At 72.3% G+C, this 5549-nt stretch carries 5 protein-coding genes; 2 read left to right on the forward strand and 3 right to left on the reverse strand.

Annotation, left to right across the window (positions count from 1 at the left end):
• Positions 1-157: 157 nt before the first annotated feature.
• Positions 158-1108 (reverse strand): YegS/Rv2252/BmrU family lipid kinase, encoded by a 951-nt coding sequence (locus ACFWPJ_RS23155; RefSeq protein ID WP_378854481.1) that lies wholly within the window; start codon positions 1106-1108, stop codon positions 158-160.
• Between the two features lie 76 nt (positions 1109-1184).
• A complete protein-coding gene (locus tag ACFWPJ_RS23160; RefSeq protein ID WP_378854482.1) occupies positions 1185-2813 on the reverse strand; it encodes an FAD-binding oxidoreductase in 1629 nt (542 codons plus the stop codon).
• A gap of 193 nt (positions 2814-3006) precedes the next feature.
• Between ACFWPJ_RS23160 and ACFWPJ_RS23165 the strand changes: the two genes are divergently transcribed.
• Together ACFWPJ_RS23165 and ACFWPJ_RS23170 are read left to right on the forward strand one after the other, a co-directional pair.
• Positions 3007-3627: a TetR/AcrR family transcriptional regulator gene (locus ACFWPJ_RS23165; protein WP_378854483.1), complete on the forward strand. Its 621-nt coding sequence runs from the start codon at positions 3007-3009 to the stop codon at positions 3625-3627.
• The gene (locus tag ACFWPJ_RS23170; protein WP_378854484.1) at positions 3617-5164 is read left to right on the forward strand and encodes a glycerol-3-phosphate dehydrogenase/oxidase; all 1548 of its coding nucleotides are present in this window, start codon (positions 3617-3619) and stop codon (positions 5162-5164) included. Before ACFWPJ_RS23165 ends, ACFWPJ_RS23170 begins: the two co-directional genes overlap by 11 nt.
• A gap of 16 nt (positions 5165-5180) precedes the next feature.
• Here ACFWPJ_RS23170 and ACFWPJ_RS23175 read toward each other — a convergent pair.
• A partial coding sequence (locus ACFWPJ_RS23175; protein WP_378854485.1) for a GNAT family N-acetyltransferase occupies positions 5181-5549 on the reverse strand: 369 nt, incomplete at its 5' end.

Below are 5549 nucleotides of genomic sequence, written 5' to 3' on the forward strand. Positions count from 1 at the left end.
CTTGTGGTGTGTCGCAGTGCTCCCACGACAACACCTGTCCCGCCGCGCGCTCCCCCTGATCTCCCTACCCCGCGCGCTGGGCGGGCCCCGCCCCCCCCCCCCCCCCCACGCCTGGGCATCGCAAGCGGAGATCCCAGCGCGGGCGGTTGGCGCGGCTCTACGGCACCAGCACCGTCAGCGCGCCCGGCATCGCCTGCACGGTGACCGGCAGCATCCCCGCGGGCTCGCCGTCGGCCGTGGCGTAGCCGCCGTCGGCCGTGACGGTGATCCGCCGGGCGCGGTAGCGCTTGGTCGACGGATGGTCGATGCGCTTGCCCGCCGACAGCGCGGGCAGCAGCCGCGCCATCTCGAGCCGGGAGACCGCGCCGACCACGGTGATGTCGAGGTAGCCGTCGTCGGCGAGCGCGTCCGGGCAGACCAGCATGCCGCCGCCGTAGGTACGGGTATTGCCGATCGGGGCCATCACGGCGTCGGTGTGGATCACCGTCTGTTCGCCGTCGGGGTTGTCGAGCGCGCCGGGCTCGAGGCCCGACAGCTCGATGGTGAACGGCAGCGTGTAGCCGCGCATCAGCTCGGCCACCGCGGCCACGGTGTAGCGCAGCGGGCCGCGCGGATAGCGCATCTTGTTGGCGCGCAGGGTGACCCGCGCGTCGAAGCCGGTACCGACGACGGTGGCGAACCAGGTGGGTGTCGCGTAGGTCGACTCGATCCGGCCGAGATCGATGTGGCGGACCCGCCCGCGCAGCACGATGTCGGTGGCCGCCTCCGGGTTGCCGGTCGGGATGCCGAGCTCCCTGGCCAGGTCGTTGCCGGTGCCCGCGGGCACGAGGCCCAGCGGCACGGTGCTGTGCGCGACCGCGGCCAGCAGCACGTTCATCAGCCCGTCGCCGCCGACGCAGATCACCGCGTCGGGCCGCCGGAGTTCGCTGGTGACGGCCGCCCTGACCTGCTCGACCGATTCGGCCGCGCTGGGCGCCCGCACCTCGGCCACCTCGACACCCTGGGCCAGCAGCCGCTCCAGCACCGCCTCGGCGACGCCGTCACCACGCCCCGCACCCGAATGCGGATTCGTGACGACGAGTACCCGCCGCACCGATAGTTCACTCACGACTCCACCTCGCCCGCGCTCGGCTCCGTCGTGCGCGAACGCGCACTGTGCATACGGTTCACTCGCCGAAACTCCCTCACGGCACCAGCTTTCCAGGATTGAGCACCCCGGCGGGGTCGAGTTCGCGTTTTACCGCGCGCAGCACGCGAACACCGAGGTCGCCGACCTCGGCCGACATCCACGGACGGTGGTCGGCGCCGACGGCGTGGTGGTGGGTGATGGTGCCCCCGGCGGCGATGATCGCGTCACCGACCGCGGACTTGGCGATATGCCACTGCGCGATCGGGTCGTCGAGCTGCTTGGCGACGATGGTGAAGTACAGCGAGGCGCCGGTCGGGTAGGTGTGCGAGATGTGGCACATCACCAGCGCGGGCGTGCCCTGCGCGCCGAGCGAATCCATCAGCGCGCCGGTGACCTTGGTCTTCAGGTTCGACAGGTTCGCCCAGGTGGTGGCGGTCTCCAGGGTCTCGCACAGCACACCGACGTCGAGCAGCGCGTCACGCAGGTACGGCGCGGCGAAGCGGCCGTGCTCCCACTGCCGCGCGGGCGCCTCACCGAGCGCGGTGCCGCCGGCGGCGGTCAGCAGTCCGCTCGCCTCCAGCGCGCGGGCGGCGACGTGCTCCTCGGTGCCCTCGTAGGTGGTGATGGCCAGGCAGCCCGCGACCGGAGCGCCGCCGACGTCACCGGAGCGAGCCAGATTCAGCCCGGTCTCGGCCTCGTCGGACAGCCGCAGCACCGTCGGCGCCGCGCCGGTCTGCACCAGCGAGCGCAGCGCGGCCGCGCCGGTGGCGAAGTCGGGGAACGACCAAGCCTGGTAGGCAGTGGTTTCCGGGACCGGATGCACGCGCAGCGTCACCGAGGTGATGATGCCGAGGGTGCCCTCGGAGCCGACGAACAGCTCACGCAGGTCCGGCCCGGCGGCCGAGGCGGGTGCCCGGCCGAGCTCGACGGTGCCCTGCGGGGTGGCGACGACCAGGCGCTCGACCATGTCGTCGAAGCGGCCGTAGCCCGCCGAGGCCTGACCCGACGACCTCGTCGCGGCGAACCCGCCGATGGTCGCGAACTCGAAGCTCTGCGGGAAGTGCCCGAGCGAGAGCCCGTGCTCGCCGAGCAGCGCCTCCGCGCGCGGTCCGGTGAGGCCTGCGCCCAGGGTCGCCAGGCCGCTGACCGGGTCGACCCCGGTGACGGTGTCGAGCCTGCGCAGATCCAGCGCGATGACCGTCGCGAACTGCCCGCGCACCGGATCGACGCCGCCGACCACGCTGGTGCCGCCGCCGAACGGAACGACGGCTATGCCATGCCCGGAGCAGTAGGTCAGCAGGGCCAGGACCTGGGCGTGATCGGCGGGGAAGAGGATCGCGTCGGGCGCGTCCTGCGGGCCGTCTGCGCGGCGGCGCAGCAGATCCGGGGTGCTCTTGCCGCCCGCGTGGCGCAGCCGCACGACATCGGCGGTGTTGAGATGTTCGTCACCCACGATGGTCGTGAGCCCGGCCCGATCGTCGGCGGTGAGAGTGGAGGGGCGCAGCGGCACGTCGCCCTCGTCGCGACGCGCCACCGGCTCGCCCGAGATACCGAATACCTGCGCGAGCAGGCCGCGGATCTGCGCCGACAGGGGCTGGTGTCCAGCGGGGACACCCCAGGCGTCCCACACCATATTCGGCTGCAGGGTGGTGGCACCGGAATTTTCGGGTTGCGTCTCGACCATGCGTTACATTCTGACATATAGTGTCAAGCAGTAACCAGTACGATATGTCCTCGAGTCGGCATCCGACCGCTGTCGGATGTCACTGCCCCGTATTCACGACACCGACCCCGCTGGTTCGCTCGATACCCTTGAGCGTTCCAGCTCGACCACGGCGCCGGACCCGGCGCCGCCGAACACACCGGGGTGAAGCACGATGATCGACATCGCGACCAACGCGGACGAGCAACTCTCGCCCACCGACGTGGCGATTCTCGATGCCACGCGGGCCTGCGTCGTCGACTTCGGCGTCCGTCGCACCACCCTCACCGAGGTGGCGCGCCGCGCCGGGGTCAGCAGGCCGACGGTGTACCGGCGCTGGCCCGACACCGGGTCGCTGATCGCCGAACTGCTCGTGCGCGAGTTACGCACGATCGTCGGCGAGACCATGCCCGATGTCGGCCTCGGCCGGCACCGGCTGGTCCGTGGCATCGTCGCCGGTGCGGCGGCGATCAGGGCGAACGCGGTGTTCGCCAAGATCTTCCGCACCGACACCGATCTGATGCTCACCTATGTGTTCGGACGGTTGGGGCGCAACCAGCGCACGCTGATCGAGCTGTTCGCGGCGGAGATCCGGCTCGGCCACGAAGACGGATCGATCCGCGCGGGCGATGCCGAGCAGATGGCGACCATGCTGCTGCTCATCACCCAGTCCGCGGTGCAGTCCGCGGGCACGGTGGAGCCGCTGCTGGCCGGTGCGCAGTTCGACGCGGAGCTGTCGAGGGCGATCGAGGGTTACCTGCTCCCGCCACGCGACAAGGACTGTGATGACTCCTGATTCGACGTTCGCCCTCAACGCGACCCGCCGCACCGCCGACCTGACCGCACTGGGCGATCGGCCCGACGTCGACGTCCTGGTGATCGGCGGTGGCGTGACCGGCGCCGGTGTCGCCCTCGACGCGGCCTCGCGCGGACTGCGCACCCTGCTGGTCGAGCGCGCCGACTTCGCGTTCGGCACCAGCCGCTGGAGTTCGAAGCTGGTGCACGGCGGCCTGCGGTACCTGGCGAGCGGGCGGGTCGGCATCGCGCACGAGAGCGCGGTCGAGCGGGGCATCCTGCTGCGGACCACCGCGCCGCACCTGGTACGCCCGCTCCCCCAGCTCGTGCCGCTGCTGCCCGGCATCAAGACGGCCCAGAGTTCGCTCATCCGTGCGGGTTTCGCCGCCGGTGACGCCCTGCGCATCGCCGCCCGCACCTCCGCCGGCACCCTGCCGCGCTCGCGCCGGGTCGCCGCCGCCGAGGCGCTGCGGCTGGCTCCGACCGTGCGCCGCGAGGGGCTGCGCGGCGGCCTGCAGGCCTGGGACGGTCAGCTCGTCGACGACGCGCGCCTGGTCGTCGCCCTGGCTCGCACCGCGGCCGCCGAGGGCGCGACCGTACTCACCCGGATGGAAGCCGTTGCAGCGACCGGTGATTCGGTCCAGCTGCGCGACACTCTCACGGACGAGACGCTGACCGTACGCGCCCGCGCGGTGATCAACGCGACCGGCGTGTGGGCGGGCGAGGTCGACCACAGTATCGAATTGCGACCCAGCCGCGGCACCCACCTGGTGTTCGACGCCGCCGCGTTCGGCGGTCTGAGCGCGGCGCTGACGGTGCCGGTCCCCGGCAGCATCAGCCGCTTCGTCTTCGCGCTCCCCGCGGCACACGGCCGCGTCTATCTCGGTCTCACCGACGAGGACGCGCCCGGCCCGATCCCGGACGAGCCGCAGCCCACCGAGGCCGAGATCGACTTCCTGCTCGACACCATCAACACCGCGCTGCGCGAACCGCTGACCCGCGCCGACATCCGCGGCCGCTTCGCCGGCCTGCGCCCGCTGCTGAAGACCGCCGACGACAGCACCGCCGACATCTCCCGCGAGCACGCGGTACTCACCTCCCCCGACGGCCTGATCACCGTCGTCGGCGGCAAGCTCACCACCTACCGGCAGATGGCCCAGGACGCCGTCGACGCCGCCGTCGCTCACGCCGCGCTGCCCGCGTCGAACTGCCGCACGACCCGCCTCCCCCTGGTCGGCGCGGTCGCGGGCGCGCCCCGCGACCGCATCGACGCACCCCCGATTCTCATCGAGCGCTACGGCAGCGAGGCAGGCCAGATCGTCTCGGCCTGGCTGGCCGATCCGTCCCTGCGCGAACCGGTCGCCCCCGGAATCGACGTCACCGCCGCCGAATTCGACTTCGCCATCAGCCACGAGGGCGCCCTCACCGTCGACGACCTCCTCGACCGCCGCTCCCGCATCGGCTTGGTCCCCTCCGACCGAGCCGCCGCCCTCCCCGCCGCGGAAGCCGCCTTCGCCCGATCCGTCGTCGGCAGCTGACCGCACGACCGCCCGGTCAGCCGTCGAGCCAGGTGGCCAGGTCGGCGCGCATGCAGGCGCGGGGCCATTCGTCGAGGCCGTGGGCGATCTCGGCGGCGCGGATGGCCCGCAGCTCCGGTGTCTCGTCGGCGGCGGGGATGTAGGTGAAGCCGAGGCGCTCGTAGTACGGGCCGTTCCACGGGACCTCGGTGAAGGTGGTGAGGGTGATCTCGTGCAGCCCACGGTCTTTCGCCCAGCGCACAGCGTGGTCGATCAGGCGTTTGCCGAGGCGAAGGCCCGCATAGGCCGGGTCGACCGACACCTGGTCGATGTGGGGGGGTGAGGGGCGCTGGGGGCCGCGCACGTCTAGGGCAGGGGCGGGGTGGTCGGGGGGGCGCCCCCACAC

The organism is Nocardia sp. NPDC058497, from assembly GCF_042720195.1.
GTDB lineage: Bacteria > Actinomycetota > Actinomycetes > Mycobacteriales > Mycobacteriaceae > Nocardia.

Coding starts and splice junctions, on each gene's coding strand:
- ACFWPJ_RS23160 (WP_378854482.1), bottom strand. CDS start 2,813: ATGGTCGAGACGCAACCCGAAAATTCCGGTGCCACCACCCTGCAGCCG.
- ACFWPJ_RS23165 (WP_378854483.1), top strand. CDS start 3,007: ATGATCGACATCGCGACCAACGCGGACGAGCAACTCTCGCCCACCGAC.
- ACFWPJ_RS23170 (WP_378854484.1), top strand. CDS start 3,617: ATGACTCCTGATTCGACGTTCGCCCTCAACGCGACCCGCCGCACCGCC.